The sequence below is a fragment of the Spartinivicinus poritis genome (genome assembly GCF_028858535.1).
GTDB lineage: Bacteria > Pseudomonadota > Gammaproteobacteria > Pseudomonadales > Zooshikellaceae > Spartinivicinus > Spartinivicinus poritis.
The window spans coordinates 70,080-87,179 of sequence record NZ_JAPMOU010000020.1 but is presented as its reverse complement, the minus strand read 5'-3'; the positions used below and the strand labels follow the sequence as shown (position 1 = coordinate 87,179).

Here is a 17,100-nt window from a genome sequence, read left to right as displayed (position 1 = left end):
TACTTTTAATTCACATTCGCGAAGGATATATACTTAATTGCTAAATAGCAGCAAGGTAACAACGAACAATGAAAGTACTCATAATCACAGCTTTATTTTATTTTACCTTGGCTAGTCGCTTAGCAAGCTGTGATCTTACCGTTACTCATGTTTCGAAGTACAGTGATACCGATAATAGAGATTTATATTATATCGAACTATTAAATTTAGTCCTTAACAAAACCAAAGCGACGGATGGGGACTTCACAGTAAAAATGGCCGAATCACCTTTAAGTCAGGACAGAGCAATTGCCAGTCTTCAAGAAAACAAGTTTATCAATGTGTTATGGACTATGACATCTCGTCGACGAGAAGAGCTGCTGCTACCTATTCGCATCCCCCTACTAAAAGGATTACTTGGTCATCGTATTTTTATTATAAAAGAAGCAGATAAAGCCAAATTTGAATCAATCAAAAGCCTAAAGGCATTAAAACAATACCGCGCTGGTCAAGGTCACGATTGGCCAGATACCACCATTCTCAAGGCAAACGGCATCCCCACTGTCACCAGTCCTGATTATGAAGGACTATTTGCCATGTTAAAGCATGGTCGATTTGACTATTTTCCCCGTGGCGTAACTGAAATTTGGGGAGAAGTCGCCTCTCACCACCAAGAACGTTTTATAGTCAACCAAACACTCATGCTGGTTTATCCTGCCCCTTTTTATTTTTTTGTTAATAAGGCAAATACTGCTCTTGCCGATAGGTTAGAAAGAGGACTCTGGATAGCGATTAAAGATGGCAGTTTTGACAAGCTTTTCTATAATCACCCAGCCCATGCAGAGGTTTTCAAATCAGCTAAAATGGAAAACAGAATTATTTTTAACTTTATTAACCCACTCTTGCCGTCTGAAACCCCTTTAGACAATCAAGTGTTATGGCATAAAGTTAATTAATGATTAAAGGCAGCTCTAAAACCAATCAAGGTTAAATATTCTATTTCTGTACTGCCAAGGGGGTGAACCTTGTAACTGCCTCTCAGTATAAACTTTTAACAATTCGTCCCCAAAGGTAGAAATACCTTTTTCTAACCCTTTTTCATACTGAAAATGCCACCATTCTGCACCTAACCAACTTCCCCCTTTAAGAAATGAACGACGGGCGCGAATACGCTTAAAACCCTCTTTTTCAAACAGTTCAGTAATATCGATGAACTTACCTGTTATGGATTTACCATGGTTTCGAGAGCCATAAGTAACGGCATTTAACTCCATTTCTGTTCCACCTTCTGCTCTGGCAAACACTCGCCAATACCTGCCTTCGTCAGGCGTCACAATAAAGGGATCTTTTGCTCTATTTTCCATACCACTGCCAACAAACAAGTCCAGTGCTCTACCAATATAGTGAAACGAAGTTGCACTACGAGATGCGCCTACATGAGCATTTAATGCACGCCTCGCGCCGGAACTGGTGAGTTTGCCACCGGCTTTAATCACATGCTCTCGTATTTTCATATAGGCTGCGGCAGCATCCTCTCTCAGGAAAAAGCGATCATAACCATCTCTGTATTGATCTGCGGGCACCCTCACCCAATCCAGTAACTTCCCTTGCTTATCATGAGAGGTAAGTGGATGCACTTGCTCATCCATACTAACAGCTAAAGCACTATGTAACGCAGTCCAGGTATTCTGCCCTACAACCCCATCAGCATATAGACAATAGCTTTCTTGAAATTGTATAACGGCATTTTCGGTTTTCTCACCAAAAACCCCGTCTAAAGGACCTGGTTTATAACCAAGTTTTTTAAGGATTTCCTGAATACTTTTCACATCCTCTCCCTGGCAACCATTTTTTATCATCAGTATTATTCCCTTCGCTATCAACGGCTTTTATACTTTAATAAGTTTATCTAAGACAAAACACAAGCAGTGAAAACATCGCCCAATTAGCACTCATAACTAATCCACCAATTTACATGATTAGTTGTTAATGATTATAGATCCCTCCCCTAAACAGTGAATTGATGCATGACGCTGGTTACCAAGCTATTTTTTTAGCGCTGCTAAAGTAGCTGCCATGAATCATGTAAGCGAAGCCCCCACCGTTGATCAGCAGAATGACTTACTAGCAAATGAATGCAAAGAAAATAAGGGTTTTGCTTGTTTGGTTGCCTCACTCAGGGTAAAGTGCTTGGCTTATAAACAGTAAGCCACCATAGCATTATGATTGATAAATTAAAGCGTGCCGCTCAAGCCACCCAGTTTCTTCGTTTTCCATCAGTAGTAATAGGGGGCATTTGCTTTCTATCCGCCACTTATATTTTTTTGACATCCCGGTCTCATGAAACTGATTTCTTGCTTATTCCAAGTCTAGCCGGCCTACTCTGGGCTATTAGCACCCATTGTTTTATTGCTACATTTTGTGCAGTACCAGAAGCAACTAAGGAGAAACTGGGGTTCTTCAAAAAAATTAAATATAAGCTGAAACGCACCTGGTATTGGGTTATCGGTTTACTTTTTCTCAGCACTTCCGCTTTATTAATATTGATGACTTTTCGTATTTTCTCTTATTGGATGCGATCATATTAATAAGTCACCAATGGATCAAATCAACAGCCTTAAAATGGCAGCGAGCTATTGAGCCGATTTTACAAAAATCGGCATATCACCAAAGGTAACAGCTTGTTTTTATCTTGGATATATTGAAAGTAAAAACCTGTTTTACAGCTGATTGTGCTAAACCATAGCAAACATGTAGTGGTAATAAGTGCTCTTCTCTAGGATGACAATAGGACGCTGCAGGTGCAGAGTGCCACTCAATCAATCGTTTCTCTCGCTGATCTTCTGTAAGATCCTGGCTAACACAAGTTTCTATCAGCCAATTTTCAAATGCTGCATTTTTTTCCTGCTCTTCATCTGAAAATTTGCCAAAGAAAGCTTTAAGATTATGGAATGAAAAGCCAGAACCAATAATCAGCACATTATCACGCCTTAGTTCAGCCAGAGCTTTACCAATTTGAATATGTTTTTTTGGATCTAGTGAATTCACAAGAGATAGCTGGATACAAGGGATATCAGCCTCAGGGTACATTATTTTAAGAGGGATGAATAAACCATGATCAAATCCTCTATCGTTATCAAGCTTTGCCTCAATACCATTATTTTTTAATAAACTAGCTATTTTTTGTGCCAAGGGAGGATTCCCAGAGGCTGGATATTGGATATGATAAGATTCTTCAGGAAACCCATAATAGTCGTATATTAATGAGGGAGATTCACCACTGGTAACTATAGGATTAGCTTCTTCCCAATGCGCACTAATCACTAGAATAGCCAATGGTTTTTCGATAATAGAGGAGATATGACTAAGGTTTTTCACTAGCTCCTGATGTCCTTTATCCTTTAATAGTGGTAAAGGGCCTCCACCATGAGAAATGAAGAGTACAGAACTTAGTGGCAAGTTTGATCTACTTTTCAACGCAACCTCCAAATACTACCTCATAGTCATATTAATTGTAGCCGCTATTATATTTATTCAAAGCATTTTCCTTTTTTAAATAATTTCTCAGCTATTTATCAATGACACAGACAAGTCGATGAACAAGCTTCGCCCCCCAAATAAAGCGACTAAATTTTAGACTACAACAAGTGTTTACTGAAACCCAGCTTCAAAAACTATAACTGCTAACTATTGCACTACAAGAAAAGCTATGTATAATGGGCCTCACTTTCGACAGCAAGTAAGTCGCTGTTAGCAGCCCGGGTGGCGAAATTGGTAGACGCAAGGGACTTAAAATCCCTCGGATTAATAATCCGTGCCGGTTCGACTCCGGCCCCGGGCACCAAATAGTCGATGTAGAAGACATCCAAGTAGCAAAAAGCCAGTGTCAAACACTGGCTTTTTTTCGTTTAAACCTTATCACTGATTACATCATCTCGTCATAAAGCACACCACTTAAGTCCAGAAATAACGCTTTATAAGGCTTTAACATTAAAATAATCGGCTTACCCAAGTCAGGTTTTATTTACAACAATATCTACCGCTTCTTTGGCCCATTTGACCAATAGTGTAGGGTATTTGATCAACTCTTCTGGTGCCTCATAATACTGTTTGACTTTGATAATTCCTTTGGTTGAAGCATAAGAAAACGGTTGCATACCTTTATCCAGGTACTTCTGACGCGTGATATCATCTACCCGGAAATAGATCGTTGTTCCCCTAATAATAGCAAACTGTTTAGCTGCAACCTGTAAACCATACCCACCAAATATCTGCTTTCCTCCAATATCCCCCAAAGGCTTGAGCAACTGTTGTACAGTTTGAATAAACTCGTTGGTTGAAGTGACAGAAGTAGCAGTCATTTAAATTCTCGGTTAAGTCAGGCGTGTAATGTAGTATATTACATAACCGATAGTGATTAAACCTCAAGCAATTGTTACAAGCGTTAGCTTGCTAACATCTCCCCTACTGGATTGTCGTGAAAGTTGACTCCTCCGTTTGATTGTCGCAAAAGCTGGTAAATATGGAGTAATGGGGTGTTCTGGAGCAGCTGTCGGGAACAGCTAAAGCTCTAAAGGCCATGGATGGCCTTGTAGAGCGGTGGAAGAATACCCTGTTACTTCATATTTTTTCACCAATACTCTTTCGCGCCCCCCTCCATAAAGAGCGAAAGCAGCTTCGTGACAGCCTCTCCTACAACTGTTGTCTGTTCTTCTCCTTGATACGCTGACTAATAGCAATACAACGCTCTTCCTGTTGGATAGCAACTTTTAAACGCTTCTGTACGACAGGGCTGCTAAACTCAAGATTAGATAACGCACTCCGTAACCGCGCAACATTTTCTGGCTGACACAGTTTTGGCAATAATCGAGAGTACGTTGATTTAAACCGGCTGTCTTTTTCCTTCAACAGATTAAGTTGCCCAACAATTTGGTCTGCATAATCAGCAGATAAGGTAAACTGACTGGTAGGAAATAACCCTTCAACTAACGAGCGTTGTTCTTGCAGGGTTAAGTTACTGTTTCCCCACAATTGTTCCAACCAGTATTGCTTAGTTTTTGCCTGTGGTTGAATGGCTTTTGCCAATAATGCCTGACGCTCCGCACGATCAGAGGCATCTCGACTTAACTCTTGATTAATCCATTGTGCAGCACTGGGAATAGCATATTCATTCAACTTCACCACCAACTGCCAGCGTAAATCTTGATCAATAGCTAACCCTGCTATTCGCCGTTTTAAGGCTAAAATATCTTCTACTTTCGCTAGACCGGCAGGTGTATGGGTAAAGTGAATAAAGGCCTCAAACCAAAGCGCCTGCCAGTCAGACCCTGGCCTTGCTTTAGTAAGCTGTTGCCAAGCAAGATTTTCCAGTTGAGGGCCAAAAATAGCCAGCTCTTTTTCATGCAACACAGCTAAATAGTCATAGCTTTCCTGCAAATTAGCCACCACTTGCCGTACAATCATTTCATTGCTTTCTAAGGGTAGCTGCCTTAATGCCCAGGGTAAGTAATCTGTTAATGACAATTTAGCCGCCATTACTTGATCCCATTGACTTTGCCACACCATCGAACGTAACAAAGGATCACTAATCCTTGACAAGTGCCGTTTGATGTAATTCTCTGAGCGAGCATCTAGTGCTACTTTACTGTATCCCCAGTCCTCAACATTAACAAAAGTAAAATCTGGACAAGGGCGTCCTACCACAGCAGGAACAGGTGTTACCTCACCTAAATAAGTCACAGGAATCTGTTTAGCCGACTTTAATTGTTTGCCTTTATCATAATACAGTCCAACTAGTACCCGTTGCGTACGATAAACAGGGTATTTATTTGAGGCTTGCTGAACAATATCAAACTCACTGATTTTGTTATTGTTACACTGATAACGAGCGCTAATCGTGTTTACCCCAGCAGTACGTAACCACTGCCTTACCCAAGGAGTTAAGTTCTGATTTGAGGCAGCAGCCAAACTATTAAAAAAGTCTTCAAGTTGAGTATTTCGACCCGCATACTGTTTTAAATAGTTATGTACCCCTTGCTGGAAATTATCAGGTCCTAAGTAATGGGCTAATTGTTTTAATACCGCTGCCCCCTTTCCATAAGTAATACCATCAAAATGGGTAAAAGCATTATTGGTATCGACGACTTTTACTTCAATAGGATGAGTAGTAACTAACTCATCTTCTTCATATGCCCATAATTTTATCCGTGAATAAAACCGTAACCAGCTATCCTGATATTCTGGATACTCACTCATCGCTAAATGGGCCATATAAGTCGCAAAGCTTTCATTTAGCCATAAGCCATTCCACCAATCAGCTGTCACTGAATCGCCGAACCACATATGGGCCAATTCGTGTAAAATCACATTCGCACGACGCTGGCGTAACTCTCGAGTCACCTTCCCCCGGGTTAAATAGCGCTCAGAGTAAGTGACTGCCGCCACATTCTCCATGCCGCCAGCATTAAACTCCGGCACAATTAACTGGTCGTATTTAGCATAAGGATAATCCAATCCAAAATAATCCTGGAAAAATTCCATGCCATGACGGGTTAATTTAAACCATTCTTCAGCATCCACGTAGTTAGCCATTGATGGTCTAGCCATTAACCGCAACGGTGGCGTTTCACTGTTATCCTCCCAAATTTGATAGGGGCCGGCATGCAGAGAAATAATATAAGTACTAAATCGAGCTGATCGAGGAAAATGCCAGCGCTGTTGCGCCGAGGATAACCGCTCAATGGCTGACTCCCGCTCCGCCGTCACAACCTGCCATTCAACAGGTGCATCAACCGTTAGTTGATAAGTGGCCTTTAAGTTTGGCTGATCAAACTGGGGAAATAACTTATTGCCATCATAAGGCTGCAGTTGAGTATGTAAATATGCCTTACCATCCTTCGGGTCAATAAAGCGGTGTAACCCAGCACCATCTTTGCTGTAAGGGTGACTATATTGGATACTCACCTGATTACGACCAGGTTTTAACTGATTAGCAGGTAATTTAATAAACCAATTGTTGTATTCTGCTTTAACCGGCTTGCCATTAATCTGCATATTGTTGACCTGCCCTCCTACAAAATCCAGGGTCAGGGGTTGTTTACCAGGTTGCCAGGTAAAATCAACTTTCACTTCACCGGTATAATCGGGTTTATTTTTTGATAATGATAAAGCAAGTTGATACGACACATCTTTTACTTGTTGATAACGCTGTTTAGCATATTCATGGGTAAGATTAGCTTCAGCGGCCCTGGTCCATTGACGCTTTTGGTTAGCTTGTTCCGTCTGCTGCGTTACACAGCCAGAGACTAAGCTGACAGCTAGCCCAGTCATTAACAGTTGACTCCATGGCCTCAATTGAGAGGTGTTATCCATTCTTGTTTTCCTTTTTTATGGATTTTGTAAAGATTCCTGAATAAATGCAGCTATCCACTGAATAACCCGTTCACTATCCACCGATGCTGCCATTGAATATTCTGCTTCACGCACCCGTTCTGGAGAATATTTTTCACTCCGTAGCTTAATCAGGTCTTGACTATAGGCTTTAGTAAATTCGGGATGTCCTTGAATACCCAGCCATTTACCTCGCTGAATAATGTAATTAGGACAAAACTGGCTGCCGCCTAATACTTCTATTTCAGCCGGTAGTTCGACCACTTGATCTTGATGACTCACCAATAAATCAACTTTGGGTTTAAAAGGCTGCATCCAACTTTTCGGCTGTTTGATTTGATTAAAAGAAACCCCAATACCCCAGCCTTTTGCTGACTTTTCAACCTTACCCCCTAATACCTGAGCCATTAACTGATGACCAAAACAAATCCCTACAAAAGGTTTATCTGCTTGATACAGTTGCCGTAAAAAATCCTGTAATGCAGTCAACCAAGGTATTGCTTCATAAGCACCAAAACGGCTACCTGTGGTTATATAGGCATCACAGCAATCAATATGATCAGGTAGTATTCCTTGTGTGGCATCAAAGTACTGCCATTCTACATTCACCCCCGCTCGCTCAAACACCGCTTTAAATTGCTCAGGGTAGTCGCCATGGGCAGACTGTAATTCTGTTACAACATGATCGCACTGAAGTAAACCTAACTTCACATTATCACCGCCCAGAAAATTTCAATGTGCCAGTAACGGCATTGGCACAAAGTGTCGCATAGTCCTCAACTGAAAATAAAATGGGGTTAGTGGCTGCAGAAGGGTCTTTAAATGCTAATTCTGCTAGCTCATCCACATCATTTATTGTCACGCCAACTGCATCCAACGTATGGGGAATCCCCAGTCGATCGCGTAAACTGAGAATCCACTCAATAAAACCAGCAAAATCCACTTGCGGTAAATTGATATATTTAGCTAGCTGCTCAATACGACAGGCGATTTTAGTACGATTGGCTACTAACACATACGGCATCAGTATTGCATTTAATAAACCATGGTGGGCATTATATCTAGCTCCCATGGGGTGTGCTAATGCATGCATAGCACCTAGCCCTCGCTGAAATGCAGTTGCTCCCATACAAGAGGCTACTAACATATGGGTTCTTGCTTCAATATCATCACTATTTTCATAGACCCTGGGTAAATAATGACGAATCAACCGGGTCGCCTCAACGGCAATGCCGGCAGCCATGGGGTGATAGCCCAGCGCACAAAATGCTTCTAAATTATGGGCTAATGCATCCATACCAGTAGCAGCGGTTAAATTAGCAGGTAAACACAAGGTTAATTCTGGGTCTAATAACACCTGACAAGGCAGCATTTTCGGGTGAAAAATAATTTTTTTTAACTGGACTTTTTCATCAGTAATGACTGCCGCTCTACCAACCTCTGACCCTGTGCCTGCTGTGGTGGGCACGGCAACCACAGGCACAATTTTTTCTGCATCAGCTTGTTTCCAGTTATCACCGATATCTTCAAAATCCCAGAGTGATTGTGTTTGCCCAGCCATTAAGGCAATCGCTTTTCCTGCATCCAGCGCACTCCCTCCACCAATGGCGATTACGCCGTCATGCTGGTGATATCGAAATTGCGTTACTCCCGCCATAACCTGCTGACCAGTTGGATTGCCACTTATTTTGGTAAACACCGTCAGCTTCAGGCCACCACGGGCTATTTTTCCAATTAATGCAGTAAAAATAGGTAGCTGGGCCAATATAGGATCAATCACGACCAGGGGTGACTGAATACCATTTTGCAAACAAAGCGCAGGTAGCTGTTGTCGTTCACCGATGCCTAATAAAATGGCCGTAGGAAAATGCCAATGGCAAGGCATTTGTTCGATAACTGAAATATGCTCCATTATGCCTGCTCCTTAAAGTGATACGACTTTGGTCGTGTCACTGTTTCATAGCCCCAAGCAGATAGGCAATAACCTTTACCAGAGGCTTTTACTCCTGTCCATGCCAATGCAGGGTCTAAATAATCACAGCGATTTAAAAAGACTGTCCCCACCGCTAGCTGGCTGGCAATATTTTGGGTTGTTTCATTGTCTTGACTATAAATAGCCGCTGTTAAGCCATAATCAGAATCATTAATTAATGCAATCGCCTGCTGGTCATCATTCACTTTCATTACTGGCAATAGTGGGCCGAAAGTTTCTTCCATCATTACGGCCATTTGATGATTGACCCCCGTTAATACTTGAGGCGCTAAATAGGCGCTATTTGCCGTATTAATCCTGAGCGGCAGTTGACCTAAATCTTCATTAACAAACAGCTGAGAATCAAGCTGGGCTTCAGCTCCTTGCGCAATTGCTTGTTGAATTTGTACTTGCACCTGGCTGGCAGCGCTTGCGCTTACCATTGGCCCAAGGGTCGTTTGCTGAAGTTCTGGGTGACCGAGCCGATATTGTTTGACCGTATCAATAATCATCGGTAAACACTGGTCGTACACCTCCTGATGGATATATAACCGCTCGACTCCACAACACGATTGACCACTGTTATAAAAAGCCCCATCAACAATACTGGCCACACTGGCTGTAAGGTCAGCATCAGGGCGGATATAGGCGGCATCTTTACCCCCCAACTCTAAACCGAGGGTTTTAAAGTGCCCTGCCAATTGGTGTTCAACCTGTTTGCCTGCTGATACTGACCCTGTTAATACCACATGATTGACTTCGTTAGCTGTTAATAACTCACCTGCTGTATGATGATCCAGATGTAAATATTGAAATACCCCCTCGGGTAGCTGGGCCTGTTTAAATGCTTCTGCTAACCACTCAGCACAACGCGGCGTTTGCGAAGAGTGCTTTAAAATCACCCCATTACCTGCCACCAAGGCAGGAATAATGGAGTTAATAGCAGTTAATAATGGGTAATTCCAGGGAGCAATCACCATCACTAGCCCCAGTGGCTCACGCACTAATCGATTATTAAAGCCTGCTGTTGCAGGTAGTTGAGCAGGTGCCAGAGCCAACTCAGCCACCTCCAGCATATAGCTGGCTCGCTCTACCATCACAGCCACTTCACGCTCAGCTTGTAATAACGGACGCCCCATTTGCCAACAAATATCCCGTCCAATAGCCTGCTGTTGACTGAGACAATAATCCATTGCTTGTTGGCAATAAGCAATACGTTCATTCAGTGGCAGCTTACACCACAATTGTTGAGCTTTCGTTGCTTTTTCCAAGGTAGCGGCTATTTGCTTATTATTGGCGTAGGGCCTTTCTAACCATACCTGATTATTAATGGGAGAAATTGTTTGAAATGCTGCACTGGTGGACATCCACTTTCCTCACTTGTTAAATAATTTCAAAATACCGTTCCAGCTCCCAGTCGGTAATATGCTTGCGAAACTCTCGCTCTTCCCACTCTCGGGATGCAGCAAAGTGCTCAACAAAAGCACTACCAAAGCAGTCACGGGCAATACTGGATTGCCGAAGCCGTTGTGCAGCATCCCATAAGGTTGCAGGCAATGCTTGTTCTTCAGGAATGGCTTTATCATAAGCATTGCCAACAATTGCTGGTGAAGGCTCAATTGACGAGCGAATACCCTGTAACCCTGCCGCGATAGTTGCTGCAAGCGCTAAATGAGGGTTTGCATCGGCAGCACCTAAGCGAATTTCCAACCGCTGGCTTTGCTCCGTACCTGATATCACCCTAATCGCCGTCGTACGATTTTCTACACCCCAGGTCGCATGAGTCGGAGCCCAAAAGCCAGGTATCAACCGCCGATAACTATTAATAGTAGGCGCCAACAAAGGTAAAAATTCTGGCAACTGCTGTTGTAAACCACCAATAAAATACCGTTGTACTGCACTCATGGTATGCTGCTGATCTGCTGCATAAAACACGGGACGTCCCGTGTTTTTATTGACCAGAGAAAGATGTATATGACCACTTTGACCAGGGTATTCGTTAGACCACTTCGCCATAAAAGTAGCCATTCGCTGATTTTTTTGTGCCCACACTTTAATAAAGGTTTTAAATAGCGCCGCTTTATCCGCTGCATTTAACGCGTTATCCACGGCTAGTGCCGCTTCCAACACGCCAGGGCCAGTTTCAGTATGTAGCCCTTCAATAGGAAAATCCATGACTTCTGCTAAGGCTAAAATTTCATGATACCACTCAGCATGAGCACTATTTCGTAGAACTGAATAGCCGAAATAATCAGGTGTCACCGGTTTTAATTGACGAAATCCTTTTTCACGAGCACTATCAGGGGTTTCATCAAATAGAAAAAACTCATACTCAAAGGCAGCATTAACCTGATAACCCATATCATCAGCCGCTTGCAGTACTTTACGCAATAGTCCACGAGGACATAAAGCTTCTGCATTACCTGTCAGCTGACCTAAAATCAGCAGCATATTGTCTTCTAACGGAAGCTCACGGCAGGTGTTGGGTAGTAATTCAACAGGGGCATCTGGATAACCCGTATGCCACCCAGTGAAAGAAACGTTGTCATATAGTTGATCTTTTATATCCCAGCCTAAGATCACGTCACAAAATGAAAAGCCTGCATCAACTGACTTGAGTAGTTTATCCCGGCTCATGTATTTGCCAAGCATCACCCCATCCAAATCAAACAAGCCCACCTTAATATGAGACAACTGTCGCTGTTGAATCAGCTGCGCCAACTCCTGTTGGGTAGTCACTTGTCGTGCAGTTATTGAGTCTGTCATGTAACTTCCTTATTCAATACAACCTGTATACTCTTCGTGAATGATGAGAAGTAAGCTAGCCCCCTAAAAGCCATTCACTTTGATTATATTTATCTATTCGAAATTATTTTTACTTTAGAATACTTTTAAAAATAGTAATTTTAGATGTGCCCTTAGATTAATTCAGCTTCTGCCTGGGTAATAGCTGCTAACTCTTCTTCTGGCGCCTGAGCCACTAAATGGTGACGACTATACAAGGAAAAATAAGCCAATAGCACCATGAAAAATAATGCTGACCAGGCAGCAGCCGCTAAATTAACCACAAATGTACTAATTAGCGCAACAATAGCTAATAGCAGAGCAACGACTGAGGTATACACTCCCCCTGGTGTATAGTAAGGGCGAGGTAACTCAGGCGCATTTTTTCTCAACAAAATATGAGAAAGCATCATCATGGCATAGGAAATTGTAGCGCCAAAAACGGCCATGGTAATCAGTAAGTCGCCCTCCCCTGTCAGTGACAGCCCAAACCCCAATACACCAGGTACAATCAATGCTACTGCAGGGACTTTACGTTGACTGGTTAATGATAAAAATCGAGGTAAGTAACCGGCTCGGGACAAAGCAAACACTTGCCGGGAGTACGCAAAAATAATCGAGAAAAAGCTTGCAATTAACCCTGCCAACCCCACGATATTGACAAATATTGCAGCGCTTGAGCCTTTACCATAAACCGCTTCCAATGCGCCTACCAGTGGAGCACCATGGGCTTGTATCAATGCAGCACCTGCGCCGCCTGGCGCTAAAAACAACACCAAACCTGCTAATAATAATAAAACCATCATCGCCCAAATAATGCCTTTGGGCATATCTTTCGTTGGCTGTTGTGCTTCTTCTGCTGCCAGCGGCACCCCTTCTACAGCTAAGAACAGCCACATAGCAAAAGGCAAGGCACCCCAAATCCCTATCCAACCATTAGGCAACCAGGCACTGGCACCCAACGCATCGGGATTAATGGGAATATCCAGTAAATTAGCCCATTGAAAATGGGGTAACATCCCTAACACAAATACTAGAATGGCTAACAATGCTAAGGCAGTGATCACAAACATCAGTTTAAGTGCTTCCCCTACCCCCACCAGGTGAATGCCAATAAATACACTATAAAATGCCAGATAAACCCATGGTCCATTTATCCCAAGCAATGCATTCATGTAATGACCAATAAAAACGGCTATCGCCGCTGGAGCAATGGCATATTCCAATAAAATTGCACTGCCAGTAATAAAACCACCCCATGGCCCCATCGCACGTCTGGCAAAGCCATAGCCTCCTCCCGCTGTAGGGATAGCTGCGGATAATTCAGCTAATGAAAAAACTAAACAGCAATACATGACAGCCATTATCACCGTCGCGATCAACATGCCACCAAAACCCGCTTGGGCCAAACCAAAATTCCACCCAGAAAAATCACCGGATATCACATAAGATACACCCAGGCTGGCAAGCAACACCCAACCAGCAGCCCCTTGTTTTAGCTGACGTTTTGAAAAATACTCAGTAGAAACTGTTTCATAACTAATTACTGAAGACGTGTTGCTTTCCGTCATAACATTCCTTGTTTTTATTATTAGACCTAAAACCTCGTATTGCCCCTATAAGCTAAGAGGGCTTTTGAACGCTTGCCAATAGAACAATTCAATAGAACAGTTCAGCCTGACAAATCATTGGCTAAGGGTTTTATTATTTTTTATTTTATACTTTTGGCTATAGAAACGGCTTGCTGAGCAGCTTTTCAGTTGATAAATAACCACCAACCTGTGCAATAATAAGCCAACATTTAACTATCGCTTATTAAATCTCATTAAGCAGTCATAGTCTCATTAAACAGGCATAATAGTGCTACCATATCACCGAAAGACGGGTGCTGTATATATCTTTAAAACCGGGGTATGAGAGTTATTAATAATTCACGTCAATATTTATGCCGGAATAAACGCTATTATTAATAAAAAGAGCTAGATAAAGGGAAGGCTATAACAGCATTATATAACTGTTCACTCAATATGGTTGAATGATGTATAACTAAAGTGTATTAAGTAGATTACCCGTTAGCAGTGAACTTTGTTATTCTCAGGGGTAATCCCTTGCTAAAAGAGGCATGACTTTGGATATTAAAGAAGAAGTTGAACAGTTAAGTCAGGTTCCCATGTTTTCTAAAATGGAACCATCGAAGTTACGGCTGTTGGCTTTTACCAGTGAAGCACTTTGTTATAAAGACCAAGAGCTGCTGTTTGAGCAAAATGATCCACCTGACAGTACCTATGTCATCATGAGTGGTGAAGTTGAGGTTGTTGCCCATACCTCAGCTGGCGACGTAGTCGCTGCCACTCGTGGACGCAATGCATTGATTGGTGAAATGGCCGTCATTATGAAATCTCCCCGCTCGGCAACCATTCGTGCGAAAGGAGATGTGCACGTATTGAAAATCAATGCTGATGTTTTCCTCACACTCCTTTCAGAAAACCCTAGTGTTGCTCTTGATGTGATGCATCAACTTAGTGCTAAAATTGCCGAAGCCCAACGGCAGTATGAGCAACTGCATGAGCAGTTACAAGTGTAGCGTTTTCTTCAAATACCCGAATGAGTGGCATAAGAAACTACACTAAAATAAAAATAGATGCTAAGACGGTATTTAGACCCTATGATGCAACGGCGGTTTTGTCAGTTATGGAATAGAACTGTTGCTGGTAGTAACGACCACGACGCAGGTGAAGTTTTTCATCGCATTTATTCTTACTACAACTCAGATGAACGTTATTATCACTCGACAGATCATATCAAATTTTGTCTGGAACAATTGGATCTTGTCAGTGAGTTGTTAACAGCACCCGATGCCGTGGAAATGGCAATTTGGTTTCATGATGTGATCTATGAACGAGGCGCTTGTGACAATGAAATTCAAAGCGCACAGTTTTTTAAAGACTATGCCGCTGAAAAATTAAATCCAGAATTTGCTGACCTAGTATACAGCCTTATCCTAGACACCACTCACAAACACACCCCCACTACCCTAGATGGCCAATATTTAGCCGATATTGATTTATCCAGTATGGCCCTACCCTGGCAGGAATTTTTGCGTGACAGTACTAACGTACGCGCCGAGTGTAGTCATTTATGTGATAACGAGTTTTATCCTAAACAACTGGCTTTTTTAGAATCGTTGCTAGAACGAAAACAGTTTTTCTTCACCGATTTTTTTCAGCAACGTTTCGGCGACCAAGCTCAGGACAACCTACAGCGCTTAATCAAGCAGCTGAACCAACAAGGTTTTCATAGCTGCAATAAATAACAAGGCCAAAGCATAAACATCATTCACGAAGGGTATTACTCAAAGTGAAGGGCTTTTAGGGGGCTAGCTTACTACTGTGAAGCTAGCGATAGCAGCACTAACGGAAATAAAAAGTGCTAGCTGGGCCGTCGAGCAATGAGTTCCAGCCAGCACTTTTATATAAATTAAAGTTGCTGTCGTAAATCTTACGGTAGCAGACTTACCCCTATGAGTTTATGTGCTAATAAACGATTAGGATGAATTGCGATGACAACAAACCATAAAAGTCATTCACGCAGAGTATAGATTGAGGTGGGTTGGGTGCGACCTCTCACCTGCACCTCCCCCACCAACCGAAAATCAAAGGCGCCTTTCGCTAATGCTCTAGTACGTTCCGACAACAGAATTAATGTGTTGTATTGTTTATTTAATGTTTCTAAGCGCGAGGCCAAATTAACTGCATCACCATGTACCGTATAGGTCAGCCGGTCTTTAGTTCCAACCAACCCGCCAACAACCAGACCAGTATTAATGCCAATTCGGGTCGTTAACTCAATTTGCTCCTTCGCCAGGGTTTGCTGAATCGCCAAGGCCGCTTCAATCGCATGCCTGGCATGATCATCATCAGCGGTTGGCAAATTAAACGTGGCTAAAATCGCATCCCCTTGAAACTGATTAATTGTGCCGCCGAACGCCTCTATCGGCTCTGCTACCACACTAAAATAATGATTTAATACTTGAATCAGGGTTTCTGGTGATAATTCTTCACTCAAACTGGTAAACCCAGCAATATCGGTAAACAGCATGGTGGCTTCCCTCACTTCTCCAAAGCCAGCGGCTACCCGCTGCTCAGCCAGGGTTATATTTTTCGCCACAGAGGTTGGCACAAACCGGGCCAAATCTTCTACTGCTTGTGACTCTACCACTGCTTCAATTAACAAAAAACGAGCCCGGGTGATTGCCAAAGCCAAAATTAAAGTGACAAAAACCATGGTGATCATTTTATCAAATTCAGCCCCTAATAAGACCGAATTTGAGGTTAAATACGCTACATAATCTCGTGTAATCATAGGCATGTCTGGCTGACTAAATACCACATAAGCCACCATCATCAACCAGCCAATCACTGCAACTAACCCAGCCAGCAGGACAAAACGTGCCTCAAATCGCAAGCTACGAATCGCAATAAAAATAAATACATACAGCAAAGTGGGTGCTTTTAAATAAAAAGAAGGGGGTTGTTGGTATTGAATATGAAAGCACCAGATTAAAGCATATAGCAGTGCAAAATCCATTATGATCGATAAATAAGCATGCCAGTTATTCTTGGGCCGATAATAAACCAACCATAACCGGCTAATCGTAAATCCTAAATAAGCAGATAATGCCCAAGGTACAGGCTCTGCCTGAATCACTTGTACCAATCCCTCAAGACTCCAAAAGGGACTGGCCAAATCGTCAGTATTTTTGCTAAAAGTTTTGGGTGACAGCGAATACAGTAACCAGAAAAGCACCACAATAACAAATTCTATTCCGGCAATTAATTGCTCACCAATGGTTTGCTGACGTTGCACCGCCTGCTGAAAGCGATCAGGCAGTTTGCTGATTGGCGAAGCTAAATGTCTAAAGGAAAGCCATGTGGTAAATTTTTCCCACACCATAAAGTGCAGCCTTAATTTATAAT

At 42.4% G+C, this 17,100-nt stretch carries 15 protein-coding genes and 1 tRNA gene; 6 read left to right on the top strand and 10 right to left on the bottom strand.

Annotated features, from left to right (window positions below; translation table 11 throughout):
- Positions 1-68: 68 nt before the first annotated feature.
- Entirely contained in the window at positions 69-935 is an 867-nt protein-coding gene (locus ORQ98_RS15925) for a substrate-binding periplasmic protein (protein WP_274689795.1), read from the top strand.
- A gap of 15 nt (positions 936-950) precedes the next feature.
- Here the strand turns inward: ORQ98_RS15925 and ORQ98_RS15920 are convergent, their stop codons facing one another.
- Positions 951-1,838, bottom strand: coding sequence for a peptidoglycan-binding domain-containing protein (locus ORQ98_RS15920; RefSeq protein WP_274689794.1), 888 nt, complete (start codon positions 1,836-1,838; stop codon positions 951-953).
- Between the two features lie 217 nt (positions 1,839-2,055).
- On the opposite strand from ORQ98_RS15920, the gene ORQ98_RS15915 reads away from it, so the two are divergent.
- Both ORQ98_RS15915 and ORQ98_RS15910 read left to right on the top strand, forming a co-directional pair.
- Positions 2,056-2,187, top strand: a complete 132-nt coding sequence (locus ORQ98_RS15915; RefSeq protein WP_274689793.1) for a hypothetical protein — start codon at positions 2,056-2,058, stop codon at positions 2,185-2,187.
- Between the two features lie 14 nt (positions 2,188-2,201).
- A complete protein-coding gene (locus ORQ98_RS15910) occupies positions 2,202-2,567 on the top strand; it encodes a hypothetical protein (protein WP_274689792.1) in 366 nt (121 codons plus the stop codon).
- Positions 2,568-2,643: 76 nt separating this feature from the next.
- Here the strand turns inward: ORQ98_RS15910 and ORQ98_RS15905 are convergent, their stop codons facing one another.
- Positions 2,644-3,456: a DODA-type extradiol aromatic ring-opening family dioxygenase gene (locus tag ORQ98_RS15905; RefSeq protein ID WP_274689791.1), complete on the bottom strand. Its 813-nt coding sequence runs from the start codon at positions 3,454-3,456 to the stop codon at positions 2,644-2,646.
- A 279-nt stretch (positions 3,457-3,735) separates the two neighbouring features.
- Between ORQ98_RS15905 and ORQ98_RS15900 the strand changes: the two genes are divergently transcribed.
- Positions 3,736-3,823: transfer RNA gene (locus tag ORQ98_RS15900), tRNA-Leu, on the top strand.
- Positions 3,824-3,992: 169 nt separating this feature from the next.
- On the opposite strand, the gene ORQ98_RS15895 is transcribed toward ORQ98_RS15900, so the two are convergent.
- The 7 genes from ORQ98_RS15895 to eat all read right to left on the bottom strand — a co-directional run bounded on the left by ORQ98_RS15895 (position 3,993) and on the right by eat (position 13,695).
- Positions 3,993-4,340: a TfoX/Sxy family protein gene (locus tag ORQ98_RS15895; protein WP_274689790.1), complete on the bottom strand. Its 348-nt coding sequence runs from the start codon at positions 4,338-4,340 to the stop codon at positions 3,993-3,995.
- 331 nt (positions 4,341-4,671) lie between these two features.
- Positions 4,672-7,350: an aminopeptidase N gene (gene pepN / locus ORQ98_RS15890; protein ID WP_274689789.1), complete on the bottom strand. Its 2,679-nt coding sequence runs from the start codon at positions 7,348-7,350 to the stop codon at positions 4,672-4,674.
- A gap of 15 nt (positions 7,351-7,365) precedes the next feature.
- Positions 7,366-8,079, bottom strand: a complete 714-nt coding sequence (locus ORQ98_RS15885; protein ID WP_274689788.1) for a glutamine amidotransferase-related protein — start codon at positions 8,077-8,079, stop codon at positions 7,366-7,368.
- Between the two features lie 4 nt (positions 8,080-8,083).
- Positions 8,084-9,280 carry an iron-containing alcohol dehydrogenase gene (locus ORQ98_RS15880; RefSeq protein ID WP_274689787.1) on the bottom strand — a complete coding sequence of 399 codons (1,197 nt, stop codon included), beginning with the start codon at positions 9,278-9,280 and terminating at the stop codon, positions 8,084-8,086.
- On the bottom strand, positions 9,280-10,707 hold the full coding sequence (locus ORQ98_RS15875; protein ID WP_274689786.1) for an aldehyde dehydrogenase family protein: 1,428 nt from the start codon (positions 10,705-10,707) through the stop codon (positions 9,280-9,282). The genes ORQ98_RS15880 and ORQ98_RS15875 overlap by 1 nt, the downstream gene beginning before the upstream one ends.
- Positions 10,708-10,723: 16 nt before the next feature.
- On the bottom strand, positions 10,724-12,106 hold the full coding sequence (locus ORQ98_RS15870; protein WP_274689785.1) for a glutamine synthetase family protein: 1,383 nt from the start codon (positions 12,104-12,106) through the stop codon (positions 10,724-10,726).
- 152 nt (positions 12,107-12,258) lie between these two features.
- Positions 12,259-13,695, bottom strand: a complete 1,437-nt coding sequence (gene eat / locus ORQ98_RS15865) for an ethanolamine permease (protein WP_274689784.1) — start codon at positions 13,693-13,695, stop codon at positions 12,259-12,261.
- Between the two features lie 551 nt (positions 13,696-14,246).
- On the opposite strand from eat, the gene ORQ98_RS15860 reads away from it, so the two are divergent.
- Both ORQ98_RS15860 and ORQ98_RS15855 read left to right on the top strand, forming a co-directional pair.
- Positions 14,247-14,708 carry a cyclic nucleotide-binding domain-containing protein gene (locus ORQ98_RS15860; protein WP_274689783.1) on the top strand — a complete coding sequence of 154 codons (462 nt, stop codon included), beginning with the start codon at positions 14,247-14,249 and terminating at the stop codon, positions 14,706-14,708.
- 57 nt (positions 14,709-14,765) lie between these two features.
- Positions 14,766-15,437 carry an HD domain-containing protein gene (locus ORQ98_RS15855; protein WP_274689782.1) on the top strand — a complete coding sequence of 224 codons (672 nt, stop codon included), beginning with the start codon at positions 14,766-14,768 and terminating at the stop codon, positions 15,435-15,437.
- Between the two features lie 266 nt (positions 15,438-15,703).
- Here the strand turns inward: ORQ98_RS15855 and ORQ98_RS15850 are convergent, their stop codons facing one another.
- On the bottom strand, positions 15,704-17,077 hold the full coding sequence (locus tag ORQ98_RS15850; protein WP_274689781.1) for an adenylate/guanylate cyclase domain-containing protein: 1,374 nt from the start codon (positions 17,075-17,077) through the stop codon (positions 15,704-15,706).
- Between the last annotated feature and the right edge of the window lie 23 nt (positions 17,078-17,100).

Excerpts from the sequence above, each read along its gene's own strand:
- ORQ98_RS15880 (WP_274689787.1), bottom strand. The coding sequence starts at position 9,280 with ATGGAGCATATTTCAGTTATCGAACAAATGCCTTGCCATTGGCATTTT.
- ORQ98_RS15870 (WP_274689785.1), bottom strand. The coding sequence starts at position 12,106 with ATGACAGACTCAATAACTGCACGACAAGTGACTACCCAACAGGAGTTG.
- ORQ98_RS15920 (WP_274689794.1), bottom strand. The coding sequence starts at position 1,838 with ATGATAAAAAATGGTTGCCAGGGAGAGGATGTGAAAAGTATTCAGGAA.
- ORQ98_RS15875 (WP_274689786.1), bottom strand. The coding sequence starts at position 10,707 with ATGTCCACCAGTGCAGCATTTCAAACAATTTCTCCCATTAATAATCAG.
- ORQ98_RS15850 (WP_274689781.1), bottom strand. The coding sequence starts at position 17,077 with ATGGTGTGGGAAAAATTTACCACATGGCTTTCCTTTAGACATTTAGCT.
- ORQ98_RS15915 (WP_274689793.1), top strand. The coding sequence starts at position 2,056 with ATGAATCATGTAAGCGAAGCCCCCACCGTTGATCAGCAGAATGACTTA.
- eat (WP_274689784.1), bottom strand. The coding sequence starts at position 13,695 with ATGACGGAAAGCAACACGTCTTCAGTAATTAGTTATGAAACAGTTTCT.
- ORQ98_RS15925 (WP_274689795.1), top strand. The coding sequence starts at position 69 with ATGAAAGTACTCATAATCACAGCTTTATTTTATTTTACCTTGGCTAGT.
- ORQ98_RS15895 (WP_274689790.1), bottom strand. The coding sequence starts at position 4,340 with ATGACTGCTACTTCTGTCACTTCAACCAACGAGTTTATTCAAACTGTA.
- ORQ98_RS15860 (WP_274689783.1), top strand. The coding sequence starts at position 14,247 with ATGACTTTGGATATTAAAGAAGAAGTTGAACAGTTAAGTCAGGTTCCC.
- ORQ98_RS15855 (WP_274689782.1), top strand. The coding sequence starts at position 14,766 with ATGCTAAGACGGTATTTAGACCCTATGATGCAACGGCGGTTTTGTCAG.
- pepN (WP_274689789.1), bottom strand. The coding sequence starts at position 7,350 with ATGGATAACACCTCTCAATTGAGGCCATGGAGTCAACTGTTAATGACT.
- ORQ98_RS15910 (WP_274689792.1), top strand. The coding sequence starts at position 2,202 with ATGATTGATAAATTAAAGCGTGCCGCTCAAGCCACCCAGTTTCTTCGT.